Source organism: Burkholderia torrens (genome assembly GCF_984668525.1).
In genome coordinates this window covers 131,662-151,438 of record NZ_OZ480211.1, presented here as the reverse complement: position 1 = coordinate 151,438, position 19,777 = coordinate 131,662, and the positions used below count along the sequence as shown (strand labels likewise).

The following is a 19,777-nucleotide window of genomic DNA, read 5'->3' as shown; positions in this document are numbered from 1 at the left end:
GCCCGCTCCTCAACGCGTGGCCTGCGTGCCACCGAACGCCCCGGACGACGACAGCAGCCGCAAGCCGTTGGCCACGACGATCAGGCTCGCGCCCGCGTCGGCGAAGACCGCCATCCACATCGTGCCGAGCCCCACGACCGTGAGGCCGAGGAACACGACCTTCACGCCGAGCGCGAAGCCGATGTTCTGCACCAGCACGCGGTGCGTCGCGCGCGACAGCCGCACGAACGCGGGGATCTTGCGCAGGTCGTCGTCCATCAGCGCGACGTCGGCCGTCTCGATCGCCGTGTCGGTGCCCATCGCGCCCATCGCGAAACCGATGTCGGCACGGGCCAGCGCCGGTGCATCGTTGATCCCGTCGCCGACCATCCCGACCGCGCCCGCGCCGCCGGCCGACAGCTCCTCGACCGCCGCGAGCTTGTCTTCCGGCAACTGGTTGCCGCGTGCGTCGTCGATGCCGGCCTGCCGCGCGATCGCCTGCGCGGTATGCGGGTTGTCGCCCGTCAGCATCGCGGTGCGGATGCCGAGCGCGTGCAGATCGGCGATCGCCGCACGGCTCGTGTCCTTGATCGTGTCGGCCACCGCGAAGATGCCGAGCACGCGCGCTTCGTCGACCAGCACCACGACGCTCTTGCCCTGCCGCTCCAGCGCGTCGAGCTTCGCTTCGAGCGCCGTCGAGCAGCGCTCGAGCTCCTCGACGAGCCGGTGGTTGCCGAGCCAGTAGCGCATGCCGTCGATCGTGCCGCGCACGCCGCGCCCGACGATCGCTTCGAAGTCCTGTACATCGGAGAATGCCGTCGTGCCGGCGTCGCGTGCCGCGGCAGCGATCGCCTGCGACACCGGGTGATCGGAGCGCGCCGCGAGGCTCGCGCCGAGATGCCGCACGCGCGCCGCATCGGCGTCGTCCGCATGCACGTCGAAATCGGTCTGCACCGGCTTGCCGTGCGTGATCGTGCCGGTCTTGTCGAGCGCGAGCCACGCGAGCTTGCGCCCTTCTTCCAGGTAGACGCCGCCCTTCACGAGAATCCCGCGCCGCGCGGCAGCCGCGAGACCCGACACGATCGTCACCGGCGTCGAGATCACCAGCGCGCACGGGCACGCGATCACGAGCAGCACGAGCGCGCGGTAGATCCAGTCGTGCCACGCGCCGCCCATCGCGATCGGCGGCACCACCGCGACCAGCAATGCGACCGCGAACACGATCGGCGTGTAGACGCGCGCGAACTGGTCGACGAAGCGTTGCGTCGGCGCCTTCGCGCCCTGTGCCTCCTCGACCGCGTGGATGATCCGTGCGAGCGTCGAGTTGGCCGCGACGGCCGTCACGCGATATTCGAACGAGCCAGATTCGTTGATCGTGCCCGCGTACACGGCGTCGCCGGTCGTCTTTTCGACGGGCAGGCTCTCGCCGGTGATCGGCGCCTGGTTGACCGTCGAGCGGCCCGCGACGACGTCGCCATCGAGCCCGATCCGCTCACCCGGCTTCACGCGGACGACCGCGCCGAGCACAACCTGCGCGGCCTCGATCGTGCGCCACGAGCCGTCGGCCTGCTGCACGGTCGCGGTGTCGGGCGCGAGCCGCATCAGGCCCTGGATCGCATTGCGCGCGCGGTCGAGCGACTTCGCCTCGATCAGCTCGGCGATCGTGAACAGCACCATCACCATTGCGGCTTCCGGCCACTGGCCGATCGCCATCGCGCCCGTCACCGCGATGCTCATCAGCGCGTTGATGTTCAGGTTGCCGTTGCGGATCGCGATCCAGCCCTTCTTGTACGTGGTGAGCCCGCATGCGAGCACCGCGGCGAGCGCGAGCGCCGCCGACAGCCACACCGGCAGCCCGGCCCACGTCGCGCCTTCGGACGCGATCGCGGCGACGCCGGCCAGCGCCAGCGGCCACCACGGCTTCGCGGGCGCGTCGGCTGCGCGCGCCGCCGGCGCGCCGGCCGCCGCGGCTTCGGGCGTCATCCCGAGCGTGCGGATCGCGCTTTCGATCGCCGGCTGCGCGCCGGGCACGTGGTCGACGGTCAGCATCCGCTGCATCAGGTTGAATTCGAATGCCGACACTTCGGTCATCCCGCCGAGCTTCTTGCGGATCAGCGTTTCCTCGGTCGGGCAGTCCATCTGCATGATCCGGAACGCCGAGCGCACGTGACCCGACGCGGTCGCCTGCGCGGCCGGCAGCGGCGCGAGCGTCAGCGCCGCAGGCGCGCAGCAGTCGCCGGCCGCGTGGTCGTGGTCGTGGTCGTGGTCGTGGTCGTGGTCGTGGTCGTGACCGGCATGGTCATGCGCCGCGTGGCCGTGCGAGCATGCGGCGCCGTGCACATGCGCGTCGCCGCGTGAATGATCGTGGTCGTGGCCATGACCGGCTTCGTCGTGCGCGGCATGATCGTGCGAGCCTGCAGCACCACGCCTATGCGCGTCGCCGTGCGAATGATCGTGGCTGCGCGACGCAGCCTCGCCGTGCGCGCGCTCACCGGCCGCCGGCACCGCGTCGGCAACGGTCGCCATCTGCGTGTCGCGCGGGTCGGCGCAGCACGTATCGGCGCCGCCGGCATGACGGTGTCGTGGGTCGTGGGTACGCTTGGCGTCGGTCATGGCAACCTCCTTTGTGGCTTGACGGTGTAGAGTTAACACCCTGAAGCCACTACAAGGTCAACCCTTACACGGGAGAAAGGCATGAAGATCGGCGAACTGGCCAAAGCGGCCCGCTGCACGCCCGAGACGATCCGTTTCTACGAGAAAGAGGGCCTGATGCCGGATGCGGAGCGCACCGACTCGAACTACCGCAACTACACCGACGTGCACGTCGAGCGGCTGCGCTTCATCCGCAACTGCCGCGCGCTCGACATGGCGCACGACGAAATCCGTGCGCTGCTGCGGCTCACCGACACGCCGGCCGACCGCTGCGATTCGATCAATTCACTGCTCGACGATCACATCGGGCACGTCGATGCGCGCCTCGCGGAACTCACGCATTTGCGCGACCAGCTCACCGAATTGCGCCGCCAGTGCGTCGGCGAGCATTCGGTCGAGGATTGCGGCATCGTGCACGGGCTCGCGACGATGGAGACCGTCGCGCCGGCCGCAAAGCGCTCGCACCTCGGCTGAAACCCTTGCGGAATAAGATAGTCTGATTGAGAATAGTTATATTCTTACTAGATATTCAATAACTATTCATGTCAACGAGTCGCCCGTCCCCGCTTGCGCTGGCCGTCCTCGCGACGCTCACCGAAACGCCGATGCATCCGTACGGGATGCTGCAGCAACTGAAGGCCCGCGGATACGATGAAGTCGTCAACGTGCGGCAGCGCACGAGCCTCTACCAGACGATCGACCGGCTGCTGCGCGACGGGCTGATCGCCGTGCACGACACCGAGCGCGACGGCGCGTTTCCGGAACGCACGCTGTATGCGCTGACCGAAGCTGGGCACACGGCGGGGCAGGCGTGGCTGCATGCGCTGCTCGCCGAGCCCGCGCGTGAATTCCCGGTGTTCGGCGCCGGCCTCGCCTTCCTGCCGCTGCTCGACGCCGAAGATGCGCGCCGCCAGCTCGAACTGCGAATCGCGCGGCTCGATGCCGAACGCGAACGGCTGGAAGCGCTGCGCGCCACCGCGCAGGCCGACCAGGTGCCGCGCCTGTTCCTGCTGCAGAACGAACATGCGCTGGTGCTGCTCAATGCGGAGCTCGATTGGGCACGCAGCGTCGTCGAACACCTGAAGATCGGCGCGCTGCGCTGGGTGGACGGCTGACGTGTCACGAAGGCCGATTCCCGTCCGGGACGGGAGTCGCTGCCGTCAAAGCACCTTGCCGGGATTGAGGATGCCGTGCGGGTCCAGTGCGGCCTTCAGGCGCCGCATCAGCCCGATTTCCGCGTCGCTGCGCGTATGCGCGAGATAAGGACGCTTGAGCGCGCCGATTCCGTGCTCGGCCGACACCGAGCCGCCCATGTCGCGCACCACCGCGTACACGCAGTGATCGAGCGTATCGAGGTCCGCATCGGCCATCCCGGCCAGCGATACGCCGATATGCACGTTGCCGTCCCCCACGTGGCCGAAGAACAGGCACGTGACGTCCGGCCAGCGCGCCCGCAGCGCCGCTTCGCAACGTTCGGCGAACGCGCCGAGTTCACCCGTCGGCAAACTCACGTCGAAGTTGACGAGCTGCGGCAATGCATCGATCGCGAGGCCTTCGCGCAGCGTCCACAGATCGCGCGCCTGCCGCTCCGACGTCGCGAGCACCGCGTCGTCCAGCAGCCCTGCGTCGAACCCCGCCGCGAGGCCCGTTTCCAGCGCCTGGCGCGCATCGCCGCCCGGCGCGCTCGTCGCGCATTCGATCAGCACCGCGAAGCCGTCGTCGCCGACGAACGGTGCCGTGACGCCCGGCGTATGACGCGCGACGTAGTCGTAGAACGCCGGCCACATCGCTTCGAAGCTGACGACTTCCGGCAACGTGCGCACGCGGTTCCACAGCGCGGCCACCGCGTCGTAATCGCGCACGCGGCAAAGCGCCGTGGCCGGCGCGGCGAGCAGCGGATGCAGCCGCAACACCGCACGCGTGACGACGCCGAGCGTCCCCTCGCTACCGATGAACAGCTGCTTCAGGTCGTAGCCCGCGTTGTTCTTCAGCATCCGGTTCATCGACGATACGACCGTGCCGTCCGCGAGCACCGCTTCGAGCCCGAGCACCTGCTCGCGCATCATGCCGTAGCGGATCGCGCGCGTGCCGCCCGCATTGGTCGCTAGCATGCCGCCGATCTGGCACGAGCCGCGCGCGCCGAGGTCGACACCGAACGTGAAGCCCGCCGCTTCCGCGGCTTCCTGCACCGTCTGCAGCGGCGTCCCCGCCCGCACGGTCATCGTGCCGGCCGCCGCATCGATCGCGTCGATACCCGCAAAGCGCTCCATCGACAGCACGACCTCGCCGCCGAGCGCGACCGCGCCGCGCGCGAGCCCGGTCAGCCCGCCCTGCGGCACGACCGGCAGCCCGAGCCGCGCGCACAGCGCGAGCGTACGCGACACGTCGTCGACGCTGCGCGGGCGCACCAGCGCACGCGGCCGCACGCCGGGCGGCTCGTTGTACGCGGTGAAGTAGCGCGGATCGATGTCGGCGGAACGCGTGACGAGCACGTCGCCCAGTTCGGCGACGAGCACGGCCTCGAGCGCCTCGCCCGCCAGCGGCACGTCGCGCGGTTCTCCGCCCGCGGCACCCGTATCCCGGTTCTGCATCGCGCGGTTCCGCTTACTTGGTCGAGATGTCGATATCGCCGAAATACTTCAGACCGAGCGTCTTCACCGTGCCGTCCGCCTTCAGCTTGTCGATCGCCGCGTCGAGCTTCGCCTTCAGCGCGTCGTCGCCCTTGCGCAGGCCGAATGCGATGCCGCTGCCGAGGATCTTGTCGTCGTGCACGGGCTGGCCGACGAACGAGAAGCCCTTGCCGTCCGGGCGCGACAGGAAGCCGCGCTGGCCGGACGGCGCGAGCACGAGCGTCGCGTCGAGGCGGCCCGCGACGAGGTCCGCATACGCCTGGTTCTGGTCCTGGTACGCGACGACCGCGACGCCGGCCGGTTCCCAGTGTGCCTTCGCGAAGGTCTCCTGGATCGACGCCTGCAGCACGCCGACGCGCTTGCCCTTCAGCGATTCGGGCGTCGGCAGCAGCCCGCTGCCGGTGCGCGCGATCAGCTGGGTCGGCACGCGGTAGATGATCGTCGTGAAGTCGATCGCCTGGCGGCGCTGCTCGGTCGCGTTCATCGCCGAATTGATCGCGTCGAACTTGCGGCCCTTCAGCGCCGGAATCAGCCCGTCGAACGACGTCTCGACCCATTTGCACGACAGCTTCGCCGTCTGGCAGACAGCATTGCCGACGTCGATGTCGAAGCCCTGCAGGTCGCCGTTCGGCGCTTTCGATTCGAACGGCGGGTATTGCGCTTCGAGGCCGAAACGCAGCGTCTGCGCGTCGGCGAGCGCCGCGCCGGAGCCGATTGCGCATGCGAGCGCAAACGCGAGTTTTAGGGTGGCCGTGTGCTTCATCGTGATCTCCTGTGACTGGTCGATGCGACGTGCCCGTCGCTGGTTTCTTAAAGCGAACGCAGCCGCCGCGCGCCTTCGACCAGCGTCGCGTCGTCCTTCGAAAAACTGAGCCGGATCACGCCGGCATCGGTACCGTCGGTATAGAACGCCGACAGCGGAATCGTCGCGACACGCGCATCGCGGATCACGCGCAGCACGAAGTCGCTGTCGCTTTCGTCCGAGAAGTGCCGGAAGCGCGCGAGCATGAAGAACGAGCCTTCGCTCGGCAGCAGCTCGAAACGCGAATCGGCCAGCTCGCGCGCGAGCAGGTCGCGCTTGGCCTGGTAGAACGCCGACAGGCCGAGATAGCTGTCCGGCCGCGCGAGGATCTCCGCGAACGCAAACTGCATCGGCGTATCGGCCGAGAACACCATGAACTGGTGCACCTTGCGGATCTCGTCCATCAGTTCGGCCGGCGCGAGGCAATGACCGACCCGCCAGCCGGTCACGTGAAACGACTTGCCGAACGACGACACGATCACGCTGCGCTCGGCCAGCTCGCGATGGCGCGCGACGCTCTGGTGCTGCGCGCCGTCGAACACGACGTGCTCGTAGACTTCGTCGGACAGCACGACGATGCCCGTGTCGCGCGTGAGCTGCGCGAGCCGCTCGAGATCGTCGGCCGAGAACACGGTCGCGGTCGGGTTGTGCGGCGTGTTGACGATGATCATCCGCGTGCGCGGCGTGATCGCGGCCGCCACTTCATCCCAGTTCACGCGAAAGTGCTCGGGCGACAGCTTGATTGCGACCGGCGTCGCGCCCTGCAGCCGCACGATCGGCGCATAGCTGTCGAACGACGGCTCGAAATAGATCACTTCGTCGCCCGGATGCACGAGCGCGCTGATCGCCGCATAGAGCCCTTCGCTCGCGCTCGCGATCACCGTGATCTCGGTTTCCGGGTCGTAGCGCGCGCCGTACAGCGCTTCCGTCTTCTCGGCGAGCCGCTCGCGCAGCGCCATCACGCCGGCCATCGGCGCGTACTGGTTGTGGCCGTCGCGCATCGCACGCGCGACGCCTTCGACGAGCGCCGGATCGGGCGCGAAATTCGGCGCGCCCTGCGACAGGTTCAACGCATCGTGCTGGGCAGCCAGCTGGCCGATCACCGTGAAGATCGTCGTTCCGACGTCGGGCAGTTTGGAACGGGGCGCGGTGGCGCTTCGCATGACTCCTCCTTCTGATGTCCTTCCGGCAGGCCCGCGCGGCGTGCGCAGCCCTGCATCTGCCGCATGATTTAGCCCGAGCCAATATCGGCGGACAATCGAAAGTTCGTCATGGAGCCCATGCATTTTTCTCATGGCTCATGGGGAGAAGCGCGGAACGGAACGGCTGGCCGCCGGGCCCGACATGCGAATCAGGCATTTCCCTTAGGGTGTGTTCACGCCCTATGGGCGCTACGCATCCGCTGCCGCCAGGTACGCAAGCAGCACGGCCCGCAGTTCGCGGCGTTGCACGGCGAAATCGAGTGCGGGCCCGAGCGTCAGCAACGCCTGCGACAGGCCGCCGTAGCAGATCGCGTGGGCCATGCGCGCGAGCCCGTCGAGCCGCCCGGCCGGCGGCGGATCGGCCGCATGGGCCAGCGCGTCGCGCCACAGCGCGACATACGCGTCGTAATGCCGGCGGTACGCGGCAAGCGGCGACACCTGCCGCTCCAGCACGAACAGCGCGCCCCACAGCGCCGCATCGGCGGCGATCGCGTCGACCTGCAGGTCGACGAGCGCGGCGGCGAGTTCGGCCCGCGGCACGCCACGCAAACGCTCGACCGCATCTCGTAGCCGGTCGGCCAGCGCCAGCACGCGGCGGTGGATGCAGAGCGCCGCAAGGCTCTGCTTGTCGCCGAAATACTCGTAGAAGGTGCCGATGCTGACGCCCGCGACGGCCGCGATCTCGCGGATCGTCGCCTTCGCGTAGCCGCGTTCGAGCAAAAGCTGAACGAACGCCTGCTGCAGCGCATCGGAACTCGCCTGCGCGCGCGACTGGCGCGGCCGGCGGCGCAACGCGGGCGCGGGTTGCGCCGCCGGCTGGCCGGGCGGCGCCGGAACCTGAACATGTCGCGGCGGCATATTTGCTACTCTGAAATCAGCAGGGAACACGTTTTTCCGGGCGCCGGAACCCGCGCCGAAGCGCCTTCCGTGCGGCGTGACGCCGGCGGCCCGCGAAGCATGAGACCGGAGACACCCCGATGACCGAAGCAACTCACGCCGTCACGAACCAGTTCGACGAACTCGTCGACTATAACCTCTTCGCGACGGATCTCGCGCTGCGCGACGCGCTCGCCCGGGCAGGCGCCGACTGGGCCGTGCCGCAGCTCGATGCGTACGGCGCGCGGCTCGGCAGCGCCGACACCGCGCAACTCGCCGACGAAGCGAACCAGCACACGCCGGAGCTGCACGCGTTCGACCGGCGCGGCCGGCGCACCGACCGCGTCGACTTCCATCCGGCCTGGCACGCGCTGCTCGGCCAGTACCGTCGCGAAGGCTTCGTGTCGCTCGCGTTCCGGGACACGCGCCGCGGCCGCTGGGCCGCGACCGCCGCCGGCTTCTACCTGCACGGCCAGATCGAGGCCGGCACGCTGTGCCCGGCCACGATGACGCAGGCCGCGATCCCCGTGCTGCAGAAGGAGCCCGCGCTGTGGGACCTGCTGCGCGACAAGCTCTACAGCGACGACTACGATCCGCGCGACGTACCGGTCGCCGACAAGCGCTCGATCTGGTTCGGCATGGGCATGACCGAGAAACAGGGCGGCTCCGACGTGCGCGCGAACACGACGCTCGCCACGCCGGTCGGCGCGGGCGGGCGCGGCGGCGAATACCGGCTGCGCGGCCACAAGTGGTTCTTCTCCGCGCCGATGTGCGACGCGCATCTCGTCGTCGCGCGCACCGAAGCCGGCAGCCCGTCGTGCTTCTACGTGCCGCGCTGGCGCCCGGACGGCACGAAGAACGCGGTCGAGATCCAGCGGCTGAAGAACAAGGTCGGCAACCGCAGCAACGCCAGCAGCGAAATCGAGCTGAACGACGCGTGGGGCATCATGCTCGGCGACGAAGGCCGCGGCATTCCGACCATCATCGAGATGGCCACCCACACGCGGCTGAACTGCGTGCTCGGCAGCGCGGCGATGCTGCGCCAGGGCGTCGTGCAGGCGATCGCGTACACGCGCCAGCGCCACGCGTTCGGCCGCGCGCTCGCCGAGCAGCCGCTGATGCGCACCGTGCTCGCCGATCTCGCGCTCGAAAGCGAAGCCGCGCTGTCGCTCGCGATGCGCCTCGCCGATGCGTTCGAACGCGACGACTCGCCGCGCGAACGCGCGTGGAAGCGGATCGTCACGCCCGCCGCGAAATTCTGGGTCTGCAAGCGCGCGGTCGAGCTGACCGGCGAAGCGATGGAAGTGTTCGGCGGCAACGGCTACGTCGACGACGGCCCGATCGCGCGGCTGTTCCGCGAGGCGCCCGTCAACTCGATCTGGGAAGGCTCGGGCAACGTGATGTGCCTCGACGTGCTGCGTGCCGTATCGCGCGAGCCCGACGCGGCCGCCGCGCTGTTCGACGAACTCGCCGACCTCGGCGCCGGCGAGCCGCGCATCCGCGCGGCGCTCGACGGATTGCGCGCGATGCTCGCCGCGCCGGCCGACAAGCTCGAAGCGTCGGGCCGCGTGTTCGCGCAGCGGCTCGCGCTCGTCGCGCAGGCGTGCCTGCTGCGCCGCGACGCGCCGGCCGCCGTCGCCGATGCATTCGTCGCGACCCGGCTCGCCGCGCCCGACTGGGGCCGCATCGCGGGCGGCTTCGATCCGCACGCGATCGACGTCGCCGCGCTGCTGCAGCGCGCGTACCCGGCCTGACCTGCACCGCCTCTCGCCTCGCCCGGAGCCCCGATGAATCTCGTCGCCGCCCTCGACCGCGCCGCCCGTGCGACGCCCGACAAGCCGTTCCTCGTCAGCGAATCCGCGACGATCACGTATGCCGCCGCGCGCGAGCGCTCGCACCGCGCGGCGGCCGTGCTGAGCGCGCTCGGCGTCGCGGCCGGCGACCGCGTCGCCGCGATGTGCTTCAACACGCCGGCCTTCGTCGACCTGATGTTCGGCGCGTGGCGGCTCGGCGCGGCGTTCGTGCCGATCAACCACAAGCTGCAGGCACCGGAAGTCGACTACGTGCTCGAACACAGCCGCAGCAAGGCGCTGCTGTTCGACGTGGCGCTCGCGCCGGTGGTCGAGCGCCTCGTGCATCCGGCGCGGCGGCTCGTGACCGAGGGCGAGCTCGACGGCGTGCCGAACTTCGACACGATGTGCGCGACGCGCGACGGCCTCGCGGGCATCGAGCCGGCCGACGGCGACATCGCGCAGATCCTCTATACGTCCGGCACGACGGGCCGCCCGAAGGGCTGCATGCACAGCCATCGCGCCGTGACGCTCGCGGCGATGCAGGCGGCGCTCGCGACCGGCATCGACCGCAACGAACGCACGCTGATGGCGATGCCGATCTGGCATTCGTCGCCGCTGAACAACTGGTTCGGCGGCACGCTGTTCGCGGGCGGCACCGTCGTGCTGCTGCGCGAATACCATCCGCTGCGTTTCCTGCAGACCATCGAGCGCGAACGCGTGACGATGTATTTCGGCGCACCCGTGTCGTACACGCTGCCGCTCGACACGATCGACGGCTTCGGCGCGTTCGACCTGTCGAGCGTGCGCGCGTGGCTGTACGGCGGCGGCCCGATCGGCGCCGCGCAGGCCGAACGGCTCGCCCGCGCGTATCGCAGCGACGCGTTCTTCCAGGTGTACGGCATGACCGAGACGGGACCGGCCGGCACGACGCTGTATCCGGACGAGCAGATCGCGAAGGCTGGTTCGATCGGCCGCCAGGGCGGCCCGGGCGTCGACCTCCGTGTCGTGCGGCTGGACGGCATCGACGCGCAGCCGGGGGAAACCGGCGAAATCTGGCTGAAGGCCGACTGCATGATGCTCGGCTATCTCGACGACGCGGCGGCGACGCGCGCGGCGTTCACACCGGACGGCTGGTATCGCACCGGCGACATCGCGCGAATCGATGAGGATGGCTACCTGTTCATCGTCGACCGGCTGAAGGACATGATCGTCTCGGGCGGCGAGAACGTCTATTCGAAGGAAGTGGAGGACGTGCTCGGCGCGCACCCGGACATCGCGGAGGCGGCCGTCGTCGGCGTTCCGCATCCCGACTGGGGCGAGACGGTCGTCGCGCACGTCGTGCTGCGCGCGAACGCGGCACCCGACGCGGATGCGCTGCGCGCGTTCTGCGGCGAGCGGCTCGCTGCGTACAAGGTCCCGCGCGAGTTCACGTTCGCACAGGCGCTGCCGCGCACGCCGACCGGCAAGCTGCAGAAGTTCTTGCTGCGGGTGCGCAGGGATTAGCGCCGGCACACGCCAATAAAAAAACCACCTGGTCTCGACGGCCCGGTGGTTTTTTATGAACGGCGGGCAGCGACCTTCGCCGCCGCCCGCCCGTCAGAACATCGTGACTGGCGGCTTACTTCCCGCCGATGCTCTTCAGCGGCTTCCACTCGCCCTTCTCGACCTTGTACATCGTGATGCCGCCGTTCTTCAGGTCGCCCTTCGCGTCATACGCGACGTGCGTCGACGTCACGCCCGCCATGTCGGTCTTCGCGAGCACCGGCAGGTACTTCGCCGGATCGGTCGAATCGGCCTTCTTCATCGCGTTCAGCAGCGCCATCGCACCGTCGTACGCGTACGGCGAGTACGTCTGCACGTCTTCGCCGAAGCGCTTCTTGTACTTGTCGGCGTAGGTCTTGCCGCCCGGCATTTCTTCCAGCGGGAGGCCGGCCAGCGAAGCGATCGTGCCGTCGGCCGCGTTGCCCGCGATCTTCAGGAACGTCGGCGTCTTCACCATTTCGCCGCTCATCAGCGGTGCGGTGAAGCCCAGCGCCTTCATCTGCTTGACCATCGGCGCTGCCTGCGAATCCGCGCCGCCGTAGTAGACCATGTCCGGCTTCGCAGCCTTCAGCTTGGTCAGAATGGCCTTGAAGTCGACAGCCTTGTCGTTCGTGAATTCACGGTCGACGATCGTCGCACCGCCCGCCTTCGCGGCCTTCTCGAACTGGTCGGCAAGACCCTGGCCGTAGGCCGTGCGGTCGTCGACGATCGCGATCTTCTTCATGCCGAGATCCTTCGATGCGAACGTACCGGCCACCGAGCCCTGCTGCGTGTCGGACGTCATCATGCGGAAGGTCGTCTTGTAACCCTGCTGCGTGTATTCCGGTGCGGTCGCCATCGCGATTTCCGGAATGCCCGCATTCGCGTAGATGCGCGAAGCCGGGATCGTCGTGCCCGAGTTGAAGTGACCGAGCATGCCCTTGATGCCGTCGTCGACGAGCTTCTGCGCGACCGTCGTGCCCGTGCGCGGGTCAGCCTGGTCGTCCTGCGTGCTCAGCACGAACTTCACCGGCTTGCCGCCGATCTTCGGGTTCGTCGCGTTGAAGTCCTCCAGCGCGAGCACGATCCCGTTCTGCATATCCTTGCCGTAGTGCGCCTGCGCGCCCGTCATCGGCCCTGCGTAACCGATCTTCACGTCATCCGCATGGGCCGTCCCCGCCAGCGACATGACCGCGACGAACGTCGCGCCTGCCAGCTTTTTCATCGTGTGTTGCATAGCATCTCCTTGGTACCAGGGTAAATGGAGCGGCTTCGGGATCGCCTTGCCGCTTCCTTTGTTTGATCCGAACGGCAAGGATGGTCAGCCGATCGTCATCAAATTCGCATTGCCGCCGGCCGCTGCCGTATTCACGCTCACCGAGCGCTCCGTCAGCAACCGCTCCAGCGCGTAATCTTCCGCATCGCCGTTCTCGAACGCGCCCACCGACACGCCCTGCACCGACACGATCGGGCCCGGCCGCTGCGCGACGTCCTTCACGAGCGTCTGCAGTTCGTCGCTGTCGCCTTCGAACAGCACCGCGTCGAACGGCGCGTCGGCCTGCTTGCGCACGCTCGCATGCGCCTTCAGCGACGCCGGCAGTGCGGCGACCAGCGCCTCGCCGGCAGCGCCCGCGAACAGCGCACGGTTGCCGGTCGCCAGCACCGCCGCGAACTGCGCACGCGCACCGCCCGGTGTGGCCGCGACACACAGCACCGTGCCGCGCGGGCCGAGTGTATACGTGTTTCGCTCGCCCGTCGGCCCGGTCAGCACGGCGGTCGCGCCGGCCGGCACCTGTGCCAGATAGCCGTCGCAACGTGCGGCCAGTACCGGCTCGCGCTGCTCGATCAGCCAGTCGCGCAACGTCGTGAGCGCCGCGGCCGGGTTGCCGCGCGCATCGCCGTCGGCCGCGCCGTCCGCGATCAGCGCCTGCGCGAGCGAACGCGGCAGGCCCGACGGACGCGTCGCGAGCAGGCGCTGCAGGTACAGCGCGCCGCCGGCCTTCGGGCCCGTGCCCGACAGCCCTTCGCCGCCGAACGGCTGCACGCCGACCACCGCGCCGATCACGTTGCGGTTCACGTAGATGTTGCCGACGTGCGCGTTCGAAATCACGTGCGCGATCGTCTCGTCGATCCGCGTGTGGATACCGAGCGTCAGCCCGTAACCGGTCGCGCGGATCTGTTCGAGCAGCTTGTCGAGCTGGCTGCGGCGGTAGCGCACCACGTGCAGCACGGGGCCGAACACTTCGCGCTTCAGTTCGTCGATGCTGCCGATCTCGATCAGCGTCGGCGGCACGAACATGCCGTGCGCGCAGGCGTCCGGCGCCGGCAGCTGCGTGACCGCATGGCCTTTCTCCTTCATCGTCGCGACGTGCGCGTCGATCGTCTGCTTCGCTTCGCCGTCGATCACCGGGCCGACGTCCGTCGACAGCCGGTCGGGGTTGCCGAGCGCCAGCTCGTGCATCGCGCCCTTCAGCATCGTCAGCGTGCGGTCCGCGACATCGTCCTGCAGACACAGAACGCGCAGCGCCGAACACCGTTGACCGGCCGAGTCGAACGACGACTGCATCACGTCCGCGACGACCTGCTCCGCGAGCGCCGACGAGTCGACAATCATCGCGTTCTGGCCGCCCGTTTCGGCGATCAGCGGAATCGGCTTGCCGTCCGGGTCGAGGCGCGCAGCGAGCGTCTTGTTGATCAGGCGCGCGACTTCGGTCGAACCGGTGAACATCACCGCACGCGTGCGCGGATCGGCGACCAGCGCCGCGCCGACGGTCTCGCCCGTGCCCGGCAGCAGCTGCACCGCGCCGGCCGGCACGCCGGCCTCGCGCAGCAGGCGCACGGCCTGCGCGGCGATCAGCGGCGTCTGTTCGGCCGGCTTCGCGAGCACCGTGTTGCCGGCGGCAAGCGCCGCGGCCACCTGGCCCATGAAGATCGCGAGCGGGAAGTTCCACGGGCTGATACAGACCACGGGGCCGAGCGGACGGTGCGTGTCGTTCGAGAATTCGTCGCGGATCTGCGCCGCGTAGTAGCGCAGGAAGTCGACCGCTTCGCGGATCTCGGCGATCGCGTTCGGCAGCGACTTGCCGGCTTCGCGCACGATCAGGCCCATCAGCGTGTGCATCTGCGCTTCGAGCAGGTCGGCCGCGCGCACGAGGCAGTCGGCGCGTGCATCGACCGGCGTCGCCTGCCAGATCGGCGCGGCGGCCACCGCATGCGCGAGCGCCGCGCTCACGTGTTCGGCCGTCGCTTCGCTGACCGTGCCGACCAGGTCGCGCTGGTCGGCCGGGTTGCGCACGTCGCGTGCCGGTGCGTCGGCGAGCGTATCGTCGTCGAGCATCGGCGCCGCGCGCCACGGGAAGTGCGCGCTCGCGAGCAGCGCGGACGACAGCGACGCGAGACGGTGTTCGTTCGACAGGTCGAGGCCCATCGAGTTGGGACGCTCATCGCCGTACAGGTTGCGCGGCAGCGGGATCTTCGCGTGCGGCGCGCCGAGCGGCACGACCTTCGACGCCTCGTCGACCGGATCGGCGACCAGTTCCTTCACCGGCACGGTCTTGTCCGCGATGCGGTTCACGAACGACGTGTTCGCGCCGTTTTCCAGCAGACGGCGCACGAGGTACGCGAGCAGCGTCTCGTGCGTGCCGACCGGCGCGTACACGCGGCACGGGCGGTTCAGCTTGTCGCGGCCGGTGACTTCCTCGTACAGCGGCTCGCCCATCCCGTGCAGGCACTGGAATTCGTACTGCCCGGGGTAGTAGTTCTGGCCGGCCAGGTGATAGATCGCGGCCAGCGTGTGCGCGTTGTGCGTCGCGAACTGCGGGTAGACGGCGTCCGGTGCCGCGAGCAGCTTCTTCGCGCACGCGAGGTACGACACGTCGGTGTAGATCTTGCGCGTGTAGACCGGATAGCCTTCGAGGCCGTCGACCTGCGCACGCTTGATCTCGGAATCCCAGTACGCGCCCTTCACGAGGCGGATCATCAGGCGGTGGCGGCTGCGGCGCGCGAGATCGATCAGGTAGTCGATCACGAACGGGCAGCGCTTCTGGTAGCCCTGCACGACGAAGCCGATGCCGTTCCAGCCGGCGAGCTCCGGGTCGAAGCACAGCGCCTCGAGCAGGTCGAGCGACAGTTCGAGACGGTCGGCTTCTTCCGCGTCGATGTTCAGGCCGATGTCGTAGCGGCGCGCCAGCAGCGCGAGGGCGCGCACGCGCGGCAGCAGCTCGCTCATCGTGCGGTCCTGCTGCGAGCGCGAGTAGCGCGCATGCAGCGCCGACAGCTTGATCGAGATGCCCGGGCCTTCGTAGATGCCGCGGCCGCCGGCCGCCTTGCCGATCGCGTGGATCGCCTGTTCGTACGACGCGTAATAGCGTTGCGCGTCCTCTTCGGTCGTCGCCGCTTCGCCGAGCATGTCGTACGAGTAGCGGAAGCCGCGCGCTTCGTACTTGCGGCTGTTCGCGAGCGCTTCGGAAATCGTTTCGCCGGTGACGAACTGCTCGCCCATCAGGCGCATCGCCATGTCGACGCCCTTGCGGATCAGCGGCTCGCCGCCGCGGCCGATCAGGCGCGTGAGCGCCGACGACAGGCCCGCTTCGCTGTTGGTCGTCACGAGCTTGCCGGTGATCATCAGCCCCCAGGTCGCCGCGTTCACGAACAGCGACGGCGCGTGGCCGACGTGCGAGCGCCAGTCGCCCTTGCTGATCTTGTCGCGGATCAGCGCATCGCGCGTCGCGCGGTCGGGAATGCGCAGCAGCGCTTCGGCGAGGCACATCAGCGCGACGCCTTCCTGGCTCGACAGCGAGAACTCGTGGATCAGCCCTTCGACGCCGCCGCCCGAACTCTTCTCGCGCAGCGCCTCGACGAGCTTCGTCGCGAGCGCCTGCACGTCCGCCTGCAGGTTCGCCGGCAGGCGCGCCTGGCCGAGCAGGAACGGCACGCATTCCGGCTCGGGGCGGCGGTACGCGGCCGTGATCGCCGCGCGCAGCACCGATTGCGGCTGCACGTTCTGCGCGAACTCGAGGAACGGATGCGGCGAGTTGTCGTCGTCGCCGTCCGCCGCCTGACCGTCGGCGAGCTCCGTCACGCCGCTGTGGCCCGACAGTTCGGGCGGCAACTGGCCGTGCTCGATCCGCTCGAGATACGCGAAGATCGCCTGCTTGATCAGCCAGTGGGGAGTGCGCTCGAGACGCGCGGCGGCGTCCTTGAGGCGCGAGCGGAGAAGGTCGTCGACTTTGACGCCGAGAGTCGTGCTTGCCATGGTGGGTTCGTGCGCCGGTGCGAGCCCGGCAATGTGGTGTGAGAGGATGCGCGAAATCCTACGGCACGCAATAAAAAGGTGCAACCAAATTGCGAGACAGGTTGCACCCATAAGTTAGTCAATATAATCAGTCACTTATGTGGTTGCAACCTAGGGGTTGCCCGTGGTCGGAGGATCGGTGTTTTCCCTGATCGGGGCGATTCGACACGCGCGTGCAACCTTCGGCGCGCGCGGAAGCGGCCGAAAACGGGTTGCACTGGGTGGGATAACGGGATGCGGCGCCCGGCCGGGGGCGAGACAAGAGACAGCCGAGCGGCGCCCGACGGGCCGGACTGCTTGCAGGCTGACTGGCTACGGCAGCACGCCGTTCAGATATCCAGCGGATCGACCTCGACGCTCCACCGCAGCACGCCCTTCAGCGCGCGCAACTCCGGCTGCCATGCGCGCAGCGCGTGCTGCAGCGCCGCCCGCGACGCGCTTTCGAGCAGCAACTGCGCGCGATGGACGTTCGCGACCTTGACGATCGTCATCGGCACCGCGTCGTAGACGGTCACGCGATCGGCACCCGGCAGGCCGGGCAACGCGGCCGCGGCCTGCAGCAGGAACGCGAGCGCCGCGTCGAGCGTGCGCCCCTCGGCGCGCAGCAGCGCCTGGTAGACGAACGGCGGCAGGTGCGCGTCGCGGCGCTCGCCGAGCGTCGAATTCGCGAAGCCGACGTAATCCTGCCGCCCGAGCGCGTGGTACAGCGCGTGGCGCGGGTAGCGCGTCTGCACCATCACCTCGCCCGGCAACCCGGCGCGGCCTGCACGGCCGCTCACCTGCATCAGCTGCGCGAACAGCCGTTCGCTCGCGCGAAAGTCGTGCGAGAACAGCGCGGTGTCGGCATTGAGCACGCCGACGAGCGACACGCGCTGGAAGTCATGCCCCTTCGCGATCATCTGCGTGCCGACCAGGATGTCGACCTCGCCCGCGTGCACGTCGGAGAACAGCGCCTGCGCGCTGCCCTTGCGGCGCGTGCTGTCCGCGTCGATCCGCAAGATGCGCGCGCCCGGCACGGCCTCGGCCAGCGCCTCCTCGATGCGCTGCGTGCCGCGCCCGAGCGGCGCGATGTCGACGTTCCCGCACTCGGGGCACGACCGCGGAATGCGCGCTTCCCAGCCGCAGTGATGGCAGCGCAGCGCATGTTCGGGCTTGTGCAGCACGACGTACGCACTGCAGCGCGGGCAGCCGGCGACCCAGCCGCATGCGTCGCACGCGAGTTGCGGCGCGTAGCCGCGCCGGTTCAGGAATACGAGGCTCTGCTCGCCGCGCTCCAGCCGCGCCTTCAGCGCCGCGACGAGCGGCCCCGACAGCCCGCCCATCGACGCACGGCCGCGCCGCCGCTCCTCTTCGAGATCGATCAGCCGCACGGTCGGCAGCGTCGCGTCGGCCACCGCGCGACGCGACAGCGTGAGCCGCGTGTAGCGTCCTTGCTCGGCCTGCCACCAGCTTTCCAGCGACGGCGTGGCCGAGCCGAGCACCACCGTGATGCCGAGCTGCTTCGCGCGCCACACGGCGAGATCGCGCGCCGAATAGCGCAGCCCTTCCTGCTGCTTGTATGCGGGCTCGTGCTCCTCGTCGACGACGATCAACGCGAGCGTCGGCATCGACGCGAGCACCGCCAGGCGCGTGCCGAGCACGATCCGCGCGCGCCCCGTGTGCGCGGCCAGCCAGTTCCGCGCCCGCTCGCCCTCGGCGAGCCCGCTGTGCAGCGTGACGATCGCATCGTCGGCGAGCGCGCCCGCGAAGCGCGCGCGAAATGCGGCCTCGAACTGCGGCGTCAGGTTGATTTCGGGAACGAGCACGAGCGCCTGCGCATCCGGCCGCGCGTCGAGCAGCGACGCGAGCGCATGCAGGTAGACCTCGGTCTTGCCGCTGCCCGTCACGCCGTGCAGCAGGAACGGTGCGAAGCCCTCGCCCGCGCGGATCGCGTCGAGTGCCTCGGCCTGCTGGTCGGTCAACGCCGGCGGCACAGTTCGTCCACCGGTTGTCGACAGGTTATCCACAGCTTTGGGCACAGGGGCGTCGGCCCAGCCGATCTCCTCGACGTCGACCCAGCCGCGTGCGGCCCAGTCGTCGAGCGTCGCGGCCGCCTTCGGATGCAGCGCGCGCGCATCGGGCAGCGTCAGCGAGCCGGTGTCGACGAGCGCCTGCGCAAGCCGCCGCAGCGCCGCGCCGCGCGCGGGCAGCGCATCGGGCAGCGCCGCGCGGCCGGCGTCCGTCGGCTGGTAGCGCACTTCGGGCGCGAGCAACCGCCCCCAGCGCCCGGCGTCGCGCAGCGCCTGCGGCAGCGCCGGCAACGCGACCTCGCCGCGCCCGCGCTGATAGTAATCGGCGGCGAACGACACGAGCGCGAGCCAGTCGGGAGACAGCGGCGGGAGATCGGTGCAGATTGCGTCGACCGCGCGCAGCCGCGACGGCGGCACATCGGTGTGAGTCGTCACTTCGCAGACGAGCCCGACCGCCTGCCGCTTGCCGAACGGCACCTGCACGAGCGTGCCGGGCACGGGTGCCGGCTGCGCGTCGCAGCGGTAGTCGAACAGGGTCGCGAGCGGGTGGTCGAGCGCGACGCGCAGGTAGGTGCCGCTCATTGCAACGCTCCGGCGGCAGCGATACGCGAAGTGCAGGCGGCTTGCATCCGCGCCCGCATCGCGGCAGCGGACTTAAAGTAAAACTTCAGATTCGGCGCTAAGTTTTGGATTCGCATTAGGAATCGCCGTATACCCTGGCCAGCCTGTGGATAACTTTGTTGAGAACTCGCCGCTCAATGGCCGTAACGCGCGCGGGGCCGTGCTTTCCGCTGTTTTTCGCCGCGCATTGCGCCGCCCCGCGAAGCCTTATTCCATAAGGCTGCTATTCAAATTACCGAACCATAGCGAGACAAATTGACCGATACAGGGCTCTACCGCGCTGCAACGTGGAAAATGTGTATAAGTCAAGTCTTGACAAGCACCGAATCGGCAACGGGTGCGGGGTTGCGCCCTGTTTAGTTTCAAAAACGAAACATCGTCATGCCGCAGCGCAGCATG

At 69.1% G+C, this 19,777-nt stretch carries 12 protein-coding genes; 4 read left to right on the top strand and 8 right to left on the bottom strand.

What is annotated here, in order from left to right; genetic code table 11:
* Window positions 1-9: 9 nt before the first annotated feature.
* Window positions 10-2,592 (bottom strand): heavy metal translocating P-type ATPase, encoded by a 2,583-nt coding sequence (locus AC5LXX_RS00630; RefSeq protein ID WP_493410185.1) that lies wholly within the window; start codon window positions 2,590-2,592, stop codon window positions 10-12.
* Between the two features lie 81 nt (window positions 2,593-2,673).
* Here AC5LXX_RS00630 and cadR point away from each other — a divergent pair, with 81 nt between their 5' ends.
* Together cadR and AC5LXX_RS00620 are read left to right on the top strand one after the other, a co-directional pair.
* Window positions 2,674-3,105 (top strand): Cd(II)/Pb(II)-responsive transcriptional regulator, encoded by a 432-nt coding sequence (cadR, locus tag AC5LXX_RS00625; protein ID WP_006477300.1) that lies wholly within the window; start codon window positions 2,674-2,676, stop codon window positions 3,103-3,105.
* Window positions 3,106-3,173: 68 nt separating this feature from the next.
* Window positions 3,174-3,746, top strand: coding sequence for a PadR family transcriptional regulator (locus AC5LXX_RS00620; protein ID WP_493410184.1), 573 nt, complete (start codon window positions 3,174-3,176; stop codon window positions 3,744-3,746).
* 45 nt (window positions 3,747-3,791) lie between these two features.
* On the opposite strand, the gene AC5LXX_RS00615 is transcribed toward AC5LXX_RS00620, so the two are convergent.
* The 4 genes from AC5LXX_RS00615 to AC5LXX_RS00600 all read right to left on the bottom strand — a co-directional run bounded on the left by AC5LXX_RS00615 (window position 3,792) and on the right by AC5LXX_RS00600 (window position 8,123).
* Window positions 3,792-5,222 (bottom strand): FAD-binding oxidoreductase, encoded by a 1,431-nt coding sequence (locus AC5LXX_RS00615; RefSeq protein WP_493410183.1) that lies wholly within the window; start codon window positions 5,220-5,222, stop codon window positions 3,792-3,794.
* Window positions 5,223-5,235: 13 nt separating this feature from the next.
* On the bottom strand, window positions 5,236-6,024 hold the full coding sequence (locus AC5LXX_RS00610) for an ABC transporter substrate-binding protein (protein WP_124454655.1): 789 nt from the start codon (window positions 6,022-6,024) through the stop codon (window positions 5,236-5,238).
* Between the two features lie 47 nt (window positions 6,025-6,071).
* A complete protein-coding gene (locus tag AC5LXX_RS00605) occupies window positions 6,072-7,226 on the bottom strand; it encodes a pyridoxal phosphate-dependent aminotransferase (protein ID WP_493410182.1) in 1,155 nt (384 codons plus the stop codon).
* Window positions 7,227-7,454: 228 nt separating this feature from the next.
* On the bottom strand, window positions 7,455-8,123 hold the full coding sequence (locus AC5LXX_RS00600; protein WP_493410181.1) for a TetR/AcrR family transcriptional regulator: 669 nt from the start codon (window positions 8,121-8,123) through the stop codon (window positions 7,455-7,457).
* Window positions 8,124-8,242: 119 nt separating this feature from the next.
* On the opposite strand from AC5LXX_RS00600, the gene AC5LXX_RS00595 reads away from it, so the two are divergent.
* Together AC5LXX_RS00595 and AC5LXX_RS00590 are read left to right on the top strand one after the other, a co-directional pair.
* Window positions 8,243-9,895 (top strand): acyl-CoA dehydrogenase family protein, encoded by a 1,653-nt coding sequence (locus AC5LXX_RS00595; RefSeq protein ID WP_493410180.1) that lies wholly within the window; start codon window positions 8,243-8,245, stop codon window positions 9,893-9,895.
* Window positions 9,896-9,928: 33 nt separating this feature from the next.
* Entirely contained in the window at window positions 9,929-11,437 is a 1,509-nt protein-coding gene (locus AC5LXX_RS00590; protein ID WP_493410179.1) for a class I adenylate-forming enzyme family protein, read from the top strand.
* A 115-nt stretch (window positions 11,438-11,552) separates the two neighbouring features.
* On the opposite strand, the gene AC5LXX_RS00585 is transcribed toward AC5LXX_RS00590, so the two are convergent.
* The 3 genes from AC5LXX_RS00585 to AC5LXX_RS00575 form a co-directional block, all read right to left on the bottom strand.
* Entirely contained in the window at window positions 11,553-12,692 is a 1,140-nt protein-coding gene (locus AC5LXX_RS00585; RefSeq protein ID WP_124454643.1) for a branched-chain amino acid ABC transporter substrate-binding protein, read from the bottom strand.
* Window positions 12,693-12,776: 84 nt separating this feature from the next.
* Window positions 12,777-16,709, bottom strand: a complete 3,933-nt coding sequence (gene putA / locus AC5LXX_RS00580) for a trifunctional transcriptional regulator/proline dehydrogenase/L-glutamate gamma-semialdehyde dehydrogenase (protein WP_493410178.1) — start codon at window positions 16,707-16,709, stop codon at window positions 12,777-12,779.
* 368 nt (window positions 16,710-17,077) lie between these two features.
* A complete protein-coding gene (locus AC5LXX_RS00575; RefSeq protein ID WP_493401988.1) occupies window positions 17,078-19,339 on the bottom strand; it encodes a primosomal protein N' in 2,262 nt (753 codons plus the stop codon).
* Window positions 19,340-19,777 lie beyond the last annotated feature (438 nt).